12 protein-coding genes are annotated in these 13,963 nt (G+C 70.1%); 6 read left to right on the forward strand and 6 right to left on the reverse strand.

What is annotated here, in order from left to right; all coding sequences use genetic code 11:
• The first annotated feature begins 56 nt into the window (after positions 1 to 56).
• The gene (locus ACFWRT_RS14670; RefSeq protein WP_380950998.1) at positions 57 to 1,037 is read left to right on the forward strand and encodes an NAD(P)/FAD-dependent oxidoreductase; all 981 of its coding nucleotides are present in this window, start codon (positions 57 to 59) and stop codon (positions 1,035 to 1,037) included.
• A 32-nt stretch (positions 1,038 to 1,069) separates the two neighbouring features.
• Here ACFWRT_RS14670 and ACFWRT_RS14675 read toward each other — a convergent pair whose 3' ends face one another.
• Positions 1,070 to 1,240 (reverse strand): hypothetical protein, encoded by a 171-nt coding sequence (locus ACFWRT_RS14675; protein WP_380950898.1) that lies wholly within the window; start codon positions 1,238 to 1,240, stop codon positions 1,070 to 1,072.
• Positions 1,241 to 1,578: 338 nt separating this feature from the next.
• Here ACFWRT_RS14675 and ACFWRT_RS14680 point away from each other — a divergent pair, with 338 nt between their 5' ends.
• Positions 1,579 to 2,607: a S66 family peptidase gene (locus ACFWRT_RS14680; protein WP_380950896.1), complete on the forward strand. Its 1,029-nt coding sequence runs from the start codon at positions 1,579 to 1,581 to the stop codon at positions 2,605 to 2,607.
• A 51-nt stretch (positions 2,608 to 2,658) separates the two neighbouring features.
• Entirely contained in the window at positions 2,659 to 2,934 is a 276-nt protein-coding gene (locus tag ACFWRT_RS14685) for a hypothetical protein (protein ID WP_380950895.1), read from the forward strand.
• A 61-nt stretch (positions 2,935 to 2,995) separates the two neighbouring features.
• Here the strand turns inward: ACFWRT_RS14685 and ACFWRT_RS14690 are convergent, their stop codons facing one another.
• Positions 2,996 to 3,445 (reverse strand): hypothetical protein, encoded by a 450-nt coding sequence (locus ACFWRT_RS14690; protein ID WP_380950894.1) that lies wholly within the window; start codon positions 3,443 to 3,445, stop codon positions 2,996 to 2,998.
• Positions 3,446 to 3,538: 93 nt separating this feature from the next.
• Positions 3,539 to 3,919, reverse strand: a complete 381-nt coding sequence (locus ACFWRT_RS14695; protein ID WP_380950893.1) for a winged helix-turn-helix transcriptional regulator — start codon at positions 3,917 to 3,919, stop codon at positions 3,539 to 3,541.
• A 110-nt stretch (positions 3,920 to 4,029) separates the two neighbouring features.
• Between ACFWRT_RS14695 and ACFWRT_RS14700 the strand changes: the two genes are divergently transcribed.
• The 3 genes from ACFWRT_RS14700 (at position 4,030) to ACFWRT_RS14710 (ending at position 6,624) form a co-directional block, all read left to right on the forward strand.
• Positions 4,030 to 4,437, forward strand: coding sequence for a RidA family protein (locus ACFWRT_RS14700; RefSeq protein WP_380950892.1), 408 nt, complete (start codon positions 4,030 to 4,032; stop codon positions 4,435 to 4,437).
• A gap of 227 nt (positions 4,438 to 4,664) precedes the next feature.
• Positions 4,665 to 4,931, forward strand: a complete 267-nt coding sequence (locus tag ACFWRT_RS14705; RefSeq protein WP_380950891.1) for a GlsB/YeaQ/YmgE family stress response membrane protein — start codon at positions 4,665 to 4,667, stop codon at positions 4,929 to 4,931.
• Positions 4,932 to 5,100: 169 nt separating this feature from the next.
• Positions 5,101 to 6,624 carry a catalase gene (locus ACFWRT_RS14710; RefSeq protein WP_380950890.1) on the forward strand — a complete coding sequence of 508 codons (1,524 nt, stop codon included), beginning with the start codon at positions 5,101 to 5,103 and terminating at the stop codon, positions 6,622 to 6,624.
• 120 nt (positions 6,625 to 6,744) lie between these two features.
• On the opposite strand, the gene ACFWRT_RS14715 is transcribed toward ACFWRT_RS14710, so the two are convergent.
• From ACFWRT_RS14715 to ACFWRT_RS14725, 3 genes are all read right to left on the reverse strand, one after another.
• Positions 6,745 to 6,933, reverse strand: coding sequence for a DUF6191 domain-containing protein (locus tag ACFWRT_RS14715; RefSeq protein ID WP_380950889.1), 189 nt, complete (start codon positions 6,931 to 6,933; stop codon positions 6,745 to 6,747).
• A gap of 90 nt (positions 6,934 to 7,023) precedes the next feature.
• Entirely contained in the window at positions 7,024 to 7,515 is a 492-nt protein-coding gene (locus tag ACFWRT_RS14720) for a hypothetical protein (RefSeq protein ID WP_380950888.1), read from the reverse strand.
• A 25-nt stretch (positions 7,516 to 7,540) separates the two neighbouring features.
• Complete coding sequence (locus tag ACFWRT_RS14725) at positions 7,541 to 13,951, reverse strand: RHS repeat domain-containing protein (RefSeq protein WP_380950887.1); 6,411 nt, start codon at positions 13,949 to 13,951, stop codon at positions 7,541 to 7,543.
• Between the last annotated feature and the right edge of the window lie 12 nt (positions 13,952 to 13,963).

Genomic DNA, 13,963 nt, shown 5'->3' on the forward strand with positions numbered 1-13,963 from the left:
TCCGGTCGGCCTGCGTGCACTATCTCCACCAACTGGAGGTGGTCCGCATGACCGACATGAAGCAGCAGCGGTACGACGTGGTGATCGTGGGAGGCGGGGCGGCCGGCCTGAGCGGGGCGCTGACCCTGGCGCGGGCCCGGCGCTCGGTGCTGGTGATCGACGCGGGGGAGCCCCGTAACGCCCCCGCGTCCCATGTGCACAACTACCTGGGCCGCGAGTCGACCCCGCCCGGGGAGCTGCTGGCGATCGGACGCGGCGAGGCGGCCGGGTACGGGGCGGAGATCGTCGCGGGGCGGGTGGCTTCGGCCGAGAGGTTGCCGGGAGAGGGAGAGGGGGAGCAGGAGTCCGGCTTCCGGGTGGTGATGGAGGACGGTCGGAGCGTCGAGGCGCGCAGGCTCCTGGTGACGACGGGGCTCGTGGACGAGCTGCCGGCCGTACCGGGGCTGGCGGAGCGGTGGGGGCGTGAGGTGCTGCACTGCCCGTACTGCCACGGGCGCGAGGTGGCGGACCGCCCGGTCGGGGTGTTGTCCGTCGGCCCCCTCGCCGTACATCAGGCGCTGATGTGGCGGCAGTGGACCGACGACGTCACCCTTTTCCGCCACACGGGTCCGGAGCCGACGGACGAGGAGTACGAGCAGCTCGCCGCGCGGGACGTGGCCGTGGTGGACGGCGAGGTGGCGGGGCTGGAGGTCACGGACGACCGTCTCACCGGCGTACGCCTGGCGGGCGGCCGGGTGATCCCGCGCGACGCCCTCGTGATCCAGGCCCGGTTCACCGCCCGTTCGGCCGTCCTCGCATCGCTGGGGCTGGTCCCGGTCCCGCAGGAGATGGGCGGTGAGGTGATCGGTACGTACGTCCCGACCGACCCGGTCGGCGCGACGGAGGTCCCCGGCGTCTGGGCGGCGGGCAACGTCACCCGCCTCACCGAACAGGTCATCGGCGCCGCAGCCGGGGGCCTCGTGGCGGCGGCCGCGATCAACGGCGACCTGATCGCCGAGGACACCCGTATCGCGGTGGAGGCTCGGCGGCGCGGCTGAGGGCGAGCGCCCGGGGATCCCGCGCGGTGCCGTTACGAGAACACGGCCGAGAACAGGTCCCCCACCCACCCGAAGAACGTATGCACCAGCACCGCCAGCAACACGAAGATCCCGAGGATCACCACGGTGACCCAGGAGCAACCGCGCCCTTCCCCCGCCTCGGGATCGTCCCGTCCACCCAGCTCCGCGTCGAACAGATCCATGGTTCGCCCCACCCCATCGCCCACATACCCGTCACCGGAGCCCCCCGGCTCCGTGGGGTGAACTCTCGCACGGGCGGGGCGCGGTGGTGGAGGGGCTGTCGTACTCAGGGCGGGGGTGGAAGGTACTCATGCGGCAGGCGCTCGTGCGGCAGGGTGCTCGGGCGGGCAGGCGTTCAGGCCGACGGGTCGGACCGCGCCTCTCCCACCTCGGTCGTCGGGAGCGGCCCGCCCTGCTCATCGGTCCTGTCGGAGGACAGCGGCCGCGCGCGGCTGATTCCTCTCGGGAAGGCCATGAAAAGCACGTGCCCGGGGATCTTCGGCCTGTCAGAATCCGGCGCATGTCCGTTCGCTACCCACGCCCTCTGCGTCCCGGTGACCGTGTCGGCGTCACCTCTCCGTCGAGCGGAGTCCCGAAAGAGCTTCAGGCGCGCCTCGACGTGGCGATCCGTGAGGTGGAGGCCCGGGGGTACGAGGTGGTGGTCGGGCACTGCATGAGCGGCGACGGCCACGTCAGCGCCCCGGCGGCCGAGCGCGCCGCCGAGCTGACGGCGATGCTGACGGATCCCGGTATCAGGGCCGTGGTGCCGCCCTGGGGCGGGGAGACGGCGATCGACCTGCTGCCTCTGCTCGACTGGGACCGCCTGCGTGAGGCCGAGCCGGCCTGGCTGGTCGGGTTCTCCGACCTGTCGACCGTCATGACGCCGCTCACCCTCCTCACGGGGACGGCCACCGTGCACGGCAACAACCTCATGGACACGCCCTACCGGGTGCCCGAGGGGCTGCTGTCCTGGCTCGACATCGTCTCCGCGCCTACGGGCCACCACTTCACGCAGATACCTCCCGGCCGCCACCGGGCCACGGGCTGGGACGACTACCGCACCCGGCCCGACGTACGCACGTACACGCTCGACGCACCCGGCCGATGGACCCGGCTGGACGGCGACGAGGACGTGGAGGCCGAGGGGCGCCTGATCGGGGGCTGTATCGAGATGCTCTGCAACCTCGCGGGAACGGCCTTTCTCGACGTCTCCGCCTTCGCGCGGGCCGTGTCCCCGCAGGGGCTCCTCGTATACGTCGAAGCGGGTGGCGACGACGCCTTCGCCATCTGCCGGAACCTGCACGGGATGCGGCTGGCCGGCTTCTTCGACACGGCGAACGCGATCCTCGTCGGGCGGACCTCGGCACCCGGCACCGATTCGCTCACCCAGCACGAAGCGGTGCTCGACGCGCTCGGCTCCCTGAACGTGCCGATCCTCGCCGATGTGGAGTGCGGGCACGTTCCGCCGTACCTGCCGATCGTCAACGGGGCGCGGGGCCGGGTCGTCCATACCGCCACCCGCAGCGAGCTGGTCCAGACGCTGGACTGATGTCTTACTCATCCCGTCGGCGTGTCGCACATCCTGGGAATGGTTCATGTCATGGACTACTACGCGGGATTCATCCTCGTGCAAGTGGTCGGCTCGCTCCAACTGCAGGCCGACGAACGGGGCATCAGCGTTGTAGCGCTTCGGTCGATGCGTGAACTTGCGGCGAATGACGAGCCGGAGATCGCCATCGACCATCTCGTCAACACGGTGAACTCGTTCGGGCTCACGCTGAAGCGGGATGAATACGACCGGCTCTCCGCGCTGGCCGTCCGTCTTGAGTACCCGGACGTCCTGACCGACATTCGCCCTGAACTGATGCTGTCCTGACCGCCGATGCCCATCTGTCCGTGCCCGAGACTCTCTGCGCCTGAGTGCGGCAGCCCTGCGGTCACGGCTGGACTTCGGCCCTGCTCCCGTTGCGCAGCGCGATGCCCGCCCAGATGCCCGCCAGGACCAGCGCACCGGCCGCCATCGCGGCGAGCTCCGGCGTCTCCGGGCGCCAGCCCAGGGAGAGGCGGGTGCCCACGAGGAGGAGGATGACGGCGATCGTGCCCGGGGAGGGGACCGGCACCTTGGCCGCCGCGACCCGCAGCACGGTCGTCACCGCCAGGCCGGTGGCGGCCCAGACGCCGAGGTAGGTCCAGGGTGACCCCGGGGCGGCGGCGAGCAGCCCGTAGTCGTCCGGGCCGAGGCGGAACAGCGAGCCCGCCCAGCCCAGGCCCACCCCGAGGGCGGCGACGCCCAGCGCCCACAGGGCATGGCGCCACAACGGGCCGGGCCGTACGGTCACTTCGTCGTCCGCGGGGCCGTCCTCACCGAACGGGTCCAGGAAATCCATCACGCTCCTGAAGACGCACGGCAGGGCCGATACGTTGCGTCGAACAGTCATCACATGGTCGAACCAGGCCGTCGGCGCCGCGCCGGGCCGGGCTCAGCCCGGGAACCGGCCTCGGGCCTCCTCGATATGGCCGAGGTGCTGCTGGGTCCAGTCGCACATCAGGTGGACCGTGTCCCGCAGGCCCTGGCCCGGCTCGGTGAGGGTGTACTCGACCTTGGGTGGCACGGTGGGGTACACGGTCCGTTCGACCAGGCCGTTGCGCTCCAGCATGCGCAGGTTCTGGGTGAGCATCTTGTGGCTGATGCCGTCGACCTCCTTCAGCACCTCGCTGAAGCGCAGGGTGCGGTCACCGAGGGATTCGATGATCAGGAGCGCCCATTTGTTGGCGACGTCCGAGAAGATCTCCCGCGCCAGGGAGTCCGCGCGGCGGAGGTCCGTCTCGTCGGGCGAGCCGCTGAACTGCTTGGTCACCATGAGGTTCCTCCGTCACCCGAAAGTGCGTTCTTCCACGTCAGCGCTGACTCTCCTACGGTTCCTGAGTAACCACAAGAGACCATCAGTTTGTTCACGAGGAGGCGCGGAACATGGCCATCACTCTGCTGGACCCCGAGGGGCTGCCCAAGGTCGGCGTGTACCGGCAGGTCGCCATCGCGACGGGCTCGCAGCTCGTCTTCATCGCCGGGCAGGTCGCCTGGGACGCGGACGGCACCACGGTCGGTGAGGGCGACCTCGCCGCCCAGGTGGAGCGGTGCTACCTCAACATCGGGACCGCCCTGGCCGCGGCCGGGGGCTCCTTCGAGGACGTGGTGAAGCTGACGGTGTACGTCGTCGACTGGACGCCCGACAAGATGCCGCGGTTCCTGGAGGGCGCGGCCCGGGCGGCGGCGAAGCTGGGCGTCACCCCGGTCCCGCCGGGCACGCTGGTGGGCGTCGCGGCACTCGACGTACCGGAGCATCTGGTCGAGATCGAGGCGACTGCGGTCCTGGACTGAGCCGCCCCCCCGAAGGTCCTGCGGCCCTCCGGGCTCCCAGGCGCCCGGGGGCTTCCCCGTCCGGCGTAACGCGTGGCCCCGTCCGGCGTAACGCGTGGCGGCTAATGACGGAGCCCTGGGGCGGCGGCCGTGCCCGGCCCATGTGTGAGCTTCTGCTACGGGGATACGCGGAGGGGGCCGGGCGCCACGCGGGTGCCTGTACGCCGGCAACGTAGAGGGAGACTTTCGTGAGCATCATCGCCTGGATCCTCATCGGCCTGTTCGCGGGGCTCATCGCCAAGGCGCTGACTCCGGGCAAGGACCCGGGGGGCTGTCTCCTCACGATCGTGATCGGCATCGTGGGCGGTCTGCTCGGCGGCTGGCTGGGCAAGGTGATCTTCGGCGTCGACTCGATCGACGGCTTCTTCAGCGTGTCGACGTGGATCGCCGCCATTGCCGGATCGGTGATCGTTCTGCTGCTCTACCGCGTGGTCACGGGCCGGCGAACGCGCTGACCCGGCCCGGCGCCCCGGCCCGGCATCTCGAAGCGTGCCCTGTCTCGCCCTCGCCCTCGACGGGTCGATTCGTCCTTGTCTGCCTACATTGGCAGAGGGTCAGTAGGGCAGCCGTAGCAGGAGCCATCGCCGACACGTCTGCGGAAGACAAACAAGAGGAAATGACGACATGACCGACACCTCGCGCAAGCCGACCACCTCCGACTCCGGTGCCCCGGTGGAGAGCGACGAGCATTCGCTCACCGTCGGCCCGGGAGGGCCGATCCTGCTCCAGGACTCGTACCTGATCGAGCAGATGGCCCAGTTCAACCGCGAACGGATCCCCGAGCGTCAGCCGCACGCCAAGGGCAGCGGGGCCTTCGGGAAGTTCGAGGTGACCTCGGACGTCTCCGCGTACACGAAGGCCGCGCTCTTCCAGCCCGGCACGACGACCGACCTGGTCATCCGGTTCTCCACCGTCGCCGGGGAGCGGGGCAGCCCGGACACCTGGCGGGACCCGCGCGGCTTCGCGGTGAAGTTCTACACCAGCGAAGGCAACTACGACATGGTGGGCAACAACACCCCCGTGTTCTTCGTGAAGGACCCGATGAAGTTCCAGCACTTCATCCGGTCCCAGAAACGCCGGGCGGACAACAACCTCCGCGACCACGACATGCAGTGGGACTTCTGGACGCTGTCGCCGGAGTCGGCCCACCAGGTCACCTGGCTGATGGGGGACCGGGGCATCCCGCGCACCTGGCGCCACATGAACGGCTACACCTCGCACACGTACATGTGGATCAACGAGGCGGGCCAGCGGTTCTGGGTGAAGTACCACTTCAAGACCGACCAGGGCATCGAGACGTTCACGCAGGACGAGGCCGACCAGATGGCCTCCGCGGACACGGATTACCACACGCGTGATCTGTTCGAGCACATCCGCGACGGCGAGTACCCGAGCTGGACGCTGAAGGTCCAGGTCATGCCGTACGAGGAGGCGAAGGACTACCGGTTCAACCCGTTCGACCTGACCAAGGTGTGGCCGCACGCCGACTACCCGCTGATCGAGGTCGGCCGGATGACGCTGGACCGCAACCCCACGGACAACCACGCCGAGATCGAGCAGGCGGCGTTCCAGCCGAACAACTTCGTCCCCGGCATCGGCCCGAGCCCGGACCGGATGCTCCTGGGGCGGCTGTTCTCCTACGCCGACGCGCACCGCTACCGCATCGGCGGCAACTACCAGCAGCTCCCCGTGAACGCCCCCGTCGCCCCGGTGCACACGTACTCCAAGGACGGGGCGATGGCGTACCGGAAGACCAGCGACCCGGTCTACGCCCCGAACTCCAAGGGCGGCCCGGAGGCGGACACGGCGCGCTACGGGACGCCGCCGAGCTGGTACGCGGACGGTGACATCACCCGGGCGGCGTACGTCGACCACGCCGAGGACGACGACTGGGGCCAGGCGGGCACGATGGTCCGCGAGGTCCTGGACGACGCGGCACGGGGCCGACTGGTGGACAACGTGGTCGGCCACCTGCTGAACGGCGTGACCGAGCCGGTGCTCCAGCGGGCGTTCCAGTACTGGTCGAACATCGACAGCACCATCGGCAAGCGCATCGAAGAGGGCGTCCGCGCGAAGGCCGGCGAGAAGGACCCGAAGGCGGCCGACCAGGGCAACCCGGCCCGCTCGTCGATGCAGCACAAGGCCTGAGGAGCAAGGCCCAAGGAGCACAAGGCCTGAGGCGACGGTCCGCCCTCAGGACCACGGCACAGGCCCCCCGCCCCGTCGACGACGGGGCGGGGGGCCTGTGCGGTTCGCTCGCCGCCGCGGTCAGCTGTCCACGGCTTCGCCCTGGGGAGCCGGTGGCCGCCGTATCAGGACGACGCCGCCGGCCAGGTCTATCGGACCCCGTCCGGGATCGGCGTCACCGGCATCGTGGAGGACGAGCTCCTGTCGTCGGCGTTCCTCCTCTGTGTGCCGACGATTCGCGGCGAATAGCTGTTCGAACGTGCTGATCATGGCTGCTGCTCCTCCTGGCGCCGCCCGCCGGGGACCGTCGGATGGGACGGTCCCCGGCGGCCCGGTATGCCGGCCGGTGCGGTGTCTCGGCTACTTGCCTCGGATACTCGCCATGTACGCGGCGATCCTCGGCTTGTCGTCCTCGATCCGCTCCAAGATCACTTCCGCCGTTTCCCGGCGCCGCGTCCCCAGCTCCCGGTAGACGAGCCAGAGGCCCGTGCGCGCGGCCTCCCTGCACCGTGCACCGAGTTCGGGGTTGCCGAGGGCGACCTCGTCCCGGTCCGACTCGCCCATGACGATCTGCTGGAGGAGTTCCAGGACGAGGTCGCGGGCATCGGCGGACAGATCGTCGAGGAGCCCCGCGAGCAGGACGGAAACCGTGGGAAGGGCGGCGCTGTGCAGTTGGCCCTGCACCACGACGACGTTCTCCAGGTCCCAGTAGGCCGCCATGGCCTCATCCTCGTCCGAGGCCGCCATCAAGCGGCGCAGTGCGTCGGGCACACCGGCGGACCGGTCGCCCATGGTCCGGAATTCCTCCCAGGCCCAACGGGTGATCTCCACCTCGGCCAGATTCCTGCTCACCGGTCGACCATCCTGTTCTCGTTGATCACTCCGACCAGGCCCCGCCCTTGTCGTAGGTGGCGTCCGGCGGGAACTGACTGCGCTTGTAGCGGGCCTGGCACCTCACGCAGATGGGGATCTCCACCCACTTCTTGGCACGCCATCCGAACGCCTTGGTGAAGACGACAGCGGCCGGGCCTCTGCCCACCTGTCTCTCCACGTCCTCTTCCGCGCAGTTGGTGGGGTTGGACGAACAACCGACGAACACGCGGCTGGGATCACTGGGATCGAAGCCACCAGTGTAGGCGGGGTGCTTGCCCTTCTCCTCCTGACCCTGCAGGTCACGTGCGTATCGGGCCGCTGAAGCGGGGTCCTCCTGTCCCTCGCTCCACTCCGCGGTCTTCTCCTGGGCAGCCTCCCCGGCCTGTTCCTTGGCCTCGGACTTCGTCTCCCGGGCCGCCTTGCGCACCGTCTTCTGTGCCGGCTTCTTCGCCTGGGAGGGCTTGATCCTGGGCCTGGGCTGGCTCCGGGGCCGCGGCCTCGGCTTGGGCCGTGCCGCCGCCCGGCGAGCCGACGCCCGCTTGGCCGCCTCTCGTTTGGCGGCCGCGCGCTGAGACCTGATCTTGGCCTGGGCCGCCGACCGGCGTTGCGCCGCCCGCTTCTCCGCGGCCCGCTTCTGGGCCGCCTTCTTCGCCGCGGCGCGCTTCTGCGCCGCGCGCCTCTCCGCGGCTTCGCGGTCCGCCTTCGCCTTGGCCCGCTTACGGGCCTCCGCCTCGGCCCGCTTCTGTGCCGCCAACTTCTTCCGGGCCTGCTCCGCGAGCTTCTTGCGCAGAGCCTCCTGCGCCAGTCGTCGCTGGGCGGCCTTGCGCGCGGCGATCTGTGCCGCGCGGAGACCGATCACGATCACGATGGGCCAGAAGAGCCCGCTGGCGTCGGAGAACGTCGCCGGGGCGTTGTTGCTGTAGGCGTAGGGGTTGATGGTGGCGGGCTCGCCGTAGTCGACCAGCGGGTCGATGGCGAGGAACCGCCCGGTCACGGGGTCGTAGTCGCGAGCACCGAGCCGGGTGAGGCCGGTGTCCTCGTCGACCGTGCCGCCCACGAAGCCGCGCGACCCCGGCCAGGTCGACGGCTGGGCTCCCCGGTGCTCACCGAACGGCATCAGCTTGCGGCGGGTGACGCTCATCCCGACGCCCGCCATGTCGACCGTGGTGTTCGACGAACCGTGGTGGTCGGCCAGCACGAGCTGCCGCCCGCCCCCCGTGGAGCGCACCGTCGTGGAGCCGTCGGGGTGGGGGTAGAAGCGCTCGGCCGTCTTGGTCGTGCCGTCGGCACTGACCTTCAGCTCCGCCTCGCCCAGGTAGAGCGTCTTACTGCCGTCGGACGCCGAGCGGATCAGCCGCCCGCCGTCCGCCCCGTAGAGGTAGGACGTCTTCTTGACGCCGCTCCCCGCCGGCTCGGACACCGAGGCGAGATCCCCCTCGACGTTCCACTCCAGGGTCTGCGTGACCCCGTTGTGCTGCCGGCTGGTGGTGTTGCCGGCCTCGTCGTAGCCGAAGGACTGGACCCGGGTGCCACCGGGACCCGTCGACGTGACATCGGCGAGGGCGTTGGGCCCTCCGACCCCCGGCTTGCCGTAGGTGTAGGTCCGCGTGACGTCCTTGGCGGTGTCGCCGGTGGTGTCCTTGTCGACGAGCTGCTTGCGGTTGCCCGCCTCGTCGAAGGCGTACGTCTGCCAGTAGGGGTCCGGCCCTGCGACGGTGTCCTTGGACGCGGGAGCCTGGCAGTCGTCCTTCGCCGTCCAGGCCGACGTCATCTGCCGGAGCTGGTTGTAGACGAAGCACTGGGTGTCGGTCTTGCCGCTGTCCGGCGCGGCCGCGCCCGGCGTGTCCTTGATCCGGGTGACGTTCCCGGCATCGTCGTACGCGTACCGCGTGGCGCCGATGTGGCCCGGGTTCACCGACCGGTCGAAGCTGGACTCGGTGAGGCGGCGGGTGAACTCGTCGTACAGGTGGGTCCCGTAGACCTTCCTGCCCGCGACTCCCGCGTCCGTGCGCAGGACCTCACCGAACGCCGAGTACTTGACGTCGTTGAGGTAGGACGCCGTGCCGCCGATCGAGATGGGGAGGTCGTCCGAGTTGTACCGGAAGACGATCGTCTCGCCCACGAGTCCGCCCACGCCGGGCGGCTGGACGAAGGCCAGATTGCCGGTGGGGGTGTAGCCGTACTTGTACTCGTAGGTGCCGCCCAGCCCGGTCTCCTCCGCCGGGATGACGGTCTTGGCCGTCTTGACACGGTACGCGCTGTCGTAGGCCGTGACCTCCTCGCGGTACTCGCGGCCGTTCTCGAAGCGGACCGCCGCGGTGGGCAGACCCTTGCCGAGCGTGTCGTAGGTCCACTCGATCCGCTTGGGACCGGTGTCGCTGCCCACCCGCAGGGAGGTCGGACGGCCGCCGGCGTCGCGGGTGGTGACCAGGACGTTGTTGCGCGGGTCGGTCGTCGAGACGACGTTGTCCGCGTCGTCGTAGGCGATGACGGTCTTGCCGCCGTCAGGGTCGGTCAGCGAGACCTGTCGCCCCCGCCCGTCGTACTCGAAGAGGGTCTCCGCTCCACCCGGGGCGGTGACCTTCACGACGTTGTCGAAGTCGTCGTACTCGTAGGAGGTGTCGCGCCAGGTCGTGCGCGCGGTGTTCGTGTACTCCCTGATCCGCTCGGTACGGCCCTCGGCGTCGTTGAAGGTCGCGGTGACCGTGTCGCCCTTGGGCGGGACGGCGGTGGAGACGTCACCGTCGCGCTCGGTGCTGGTACGGAACTTCTCGTTGCCCCGGTGGTAGGTGATCTCCGCAACAGGATCGCCCATGCCGTCGAACGTGGTGCGGTTCTGCGAGGGGACCTCGTTGTCACCGACCTCCAGGAGCTTCGCCTCCGGCTCGGCGGAGTGGAAGTATCCGTCGTTGGTCTTCCATCGGCGGCCGGCCGAGTCGTAGAACGTGTCGCTGACGATGCGGCCCGGTCCGTCCACCGCCTCGTCCTGGGTCTGCCGCTCACGCAGCAGGCCGTCCATGATCTCGTAGGAGACCGCGTACTCGCCGTTGTCCTTGAGCATCCGGTTGGTGACGACCGTGGGACCGTCGCGGCGGACGGCGTAGTCGTAGGTGGCCGTCGGTGTCTGGGTGGCCGGGTCCCGGTCGATCTCCCAGACCTTCAGCAGCCGGCCCAGCGGGTCGTACTGCATGGTCGCCGACTTGCTGTTGGCGTCCGACTCCTTGACCGGCAGGCCACGGACGGCGTCGAACTCCGTGGTCTCGGTGTGGCCGAGCGGATCGGTCGTGACCGTCTTGACCGGGCGGGCATGGGTGAGCGGCGTGTTGACGACCGAGGTCCTGCGGTTCTCGGCGTCCCAGGTCTCCGTCTCACGGCCGTGGATGTCGTACGCGGTCCGGTCGACGGTGATGTACCCGTCGCCCTTCGCGTTGAGCTCCTGCACCTCGGTCGGCAGACCCTTGACCGGAGCGGCCCCGAAGGCGAGGTTGTCGTAGAGCGTGCGGTTATCCTCGACGACCTTGCCGCCGCTGGTGCCGCAGGCGCCCAGGGTGGTCAGTTCGCGGGACACCGACTCCAGCAGGTGCAGAGCGGTGTTGCGGGCGTACGAGGTGACCGCGCACCTGCGTTTGCCGCCCGGCGTCGTCTCGTCCACCTGGCGCGGCAGCCCGTAGGCGTCGTACGTGGTGGTCTCGGTGGAGGTGCGCCACGTCTCGCCCTTGACCCGCTCACGGGTCGAGACGGTCTCCGGGCGCGCCATCCACGCTTCCAGGGCGGTGGTGCCCGGCCTGGCCCGGGTGGCCGTCCGGACCGCCCAGGCGGTGGTCAGGACCGAGGAGTCGACGGAGCCGCCGTCGGAGGCGTACTCGATGTGCTCACGCGGCTGGCCCTGGAGGTGCCCGAGGTCTGGAGCGCTGCCGCCGCGGGAGTCCACGACCGCCGCGGTGCGCGTGCCGGTGGGCATCTTGTCACCGTGCATACCGCGGAAGTAGCGGTCCTCGGTGAGCTGCTTGACGTCGTCGCCCGACCCCAGGCGGGTGCGCACCCGCTCGTAACCGCGGTACTGCGACCACGTGCGCTGCTTGTTCTCGGTGAACTCCCCGTCGTCGTAGGCCCAGGCGGGAGAGCCGAGGTACTCGTACGAGGTGACCTTGTCCGGTGCGTCGGTGACCAGGTCGTCCTCGCGGACCTGCTCGACGACGTACTTGTGGAACCAGTCCTGGACCGGATTCAGGGCGCCCTTCGGCGTCCAGTACTGCGGGTAGCAGCGCAGCGTGTTGCTCTCGGGCGACGCGGGCATCTTCCGCGGTGCCAGCACCTGGCACTCGCGGGGCGAGTAGGTGACGCCGATGCGTCCGCCGGTCTCGGTGTCGATGGCGTGGACGCGCAGCCGGGAGAACGGCGGCAGTCCCTCGATGCCGTCGACCCGGTTGTCCATCTGCGTGCCCGCGAAGGTCACCTTCGGCATGGCGGCACTGCCCCCGGCACCGTGACCGGTACGGGTGATGGACTCCAGCCACAGGGCCGGGGACGAGCCGTCACCGGTGGGCGGGAACTTCTGCTCCAGGTCCCAGGAGTCGACGTCGGTGAGAGCCGAGCCGGACAGGACCTGGGTGCCGATCCTCACCAGACGCTTGGTCGACCAGAACGTGGGTGAGTACTTGTCCGTGCACTTCGCCCCGGAGGCGCACTCCTGGTCGAGGGGGGTGTCGGGCCAGTACTTGGCGTTGGCGGGGGTCCGCTTGCTCGCCGCGCAGTCGAAGCCGGCGACGGGTATGCAGCGCTCGGTGGTGGTGAAGTTGACCCGCCCGGCCGGCAGCCGCCCGAACAGGTCGCTCGCGCGCTGCCCGTAGTCGATCCGGGCCAGGTGGGCGGCGCGGGTGTAGGAGATCTGCTGGTCGGCCTTCATGTGCTGGCCGTAGTAGTTGGTCTCCTTGTTCCACCACAGGGTCATGGCGTCACCGAGAGGGTCGGTGACGTAGTCCAGGTTCCAGCGGTACGCCTGGGCGCAGTCGGAGGCCGCGAAGGTGGAGGCGTGGCAGGGCTCGTCGGGGTGGTTGCCGAACACCGGCACGGTCAGCGCGGAATTGGTGCGCTGGGTGGTCGCGCCGGGCAGCTTGTCGAGGCCGAAGTGGTACTGCACACCGTCGGTGCCGGTGAGGATCCAGTACTCACCGTCCTTGGCGCCGTTGTCCGCACCGGTCCTGCGTTCCAGCTTGCTGCCGTCGTCGTCTGCCGGACGCCACTCCTCCTTGCCGTTCTCCGTGCCGTCCTTCTTGACCAGTTCGGTGGAGGAGCCGCCGAGCGACATCACCACGTGGTCGGAGCCCCAGCACAGGTCGGCGGTCTCACCGCTGTTGTTCGGGGCCTTCCCGTCGACCTTGCCCTTGTCGTCGGCGCAGGAGCGGAAGCGCCGCTCGATGAAGCCGGGCTCGTAGTCCCAGCCCTCCGCGATCCAGGAGGACTGGCTGTTGGTGGAGGCCGTACGGCCGTCCACGCTCTGCGAGGAGTACGACAGCTCGATCTCGGGCTGCGGACCGCCGGGGACCTCGGGGGCCTCCACCGGGTAGGACCAGGCGAAGCCACCGGAGGAGCTGCCCGCCATCCAGGAACCGGTCGGCGACAGCGAGGTGGCCTCGTGGCTGCCCCCGGGACCCGACGCGGCGGCCGAGGCGGCCAGGACCATCGGGGCCGCGGCGCGGGCGGCCTTCGCCTGCCGGAGATCGACGGTGGCGCTGACGGTGTGCGCTGCCGCGTCGTTGGAGCCGTCCAGCTCGGTCCTGGACCGGCACTCGGGCTTCTCCGGCGTGGTCAACGCACACGCGGGAAGCTGGACCAGGCGCAGGCGTGAGCCCCAGTCGCCACCGTAGACGTCCTTGACCGCCGCGTAGTCCAGCTCGACCTCGACGGCTCCCGACGCCGCCGGGGCCGTTTCGGTCCGCGCGGGGGCCGCGGTGAACAGGAGCCCTTCGACGCCCGCCTTCCGGGCGGTGGCACGGTCCTTGATCTCGATCTCGGCCGCCGTACCCACCTGCGCCGGGGTCTTGGTCACGGCGGTGGTGGTACGGGCCTTCGCGGCCTGCTTCGTGGAGACCTCCCGCAGTCTGACGGGCGGGTCGCCGAGGGCGGGAGCCTGTGAGCCGAAGGCCTTCCCCGGGGCGGCGCCGAGGGCTTTCCCGAGGGCGGCACCCTGGGACGTGCGAGCCGCCGGTGAGCCGCTCGTTCCCCCCTGGGGCGTCACCTGGACGGTGAAGTCGCCCACGGGGGGCGCGGCGGCGGAGGGTATCCAGTCCTTGGCGGCGTCGTTCCTGACGCGGGGGCGCTCGGCCGCGAAGTCGCGGCCCGGAACGGAGCGTTCGCGCTCCAGCTCGGCCAGCCGGGCCTTTCCTGTGCCCGCTACGGCGGGATCATTCGGCACAAAGGTGATCAG

Source organism: Streptomyces cyaneofuscatus (genome assembly GCF_042718795.1).
GTDB lineage: Bacteria > Actinomycetota > Actinomycetes > Streptomycetales > Streptomycetaceae > Streptomyces > Streptomyces cyaneofuscatus_A.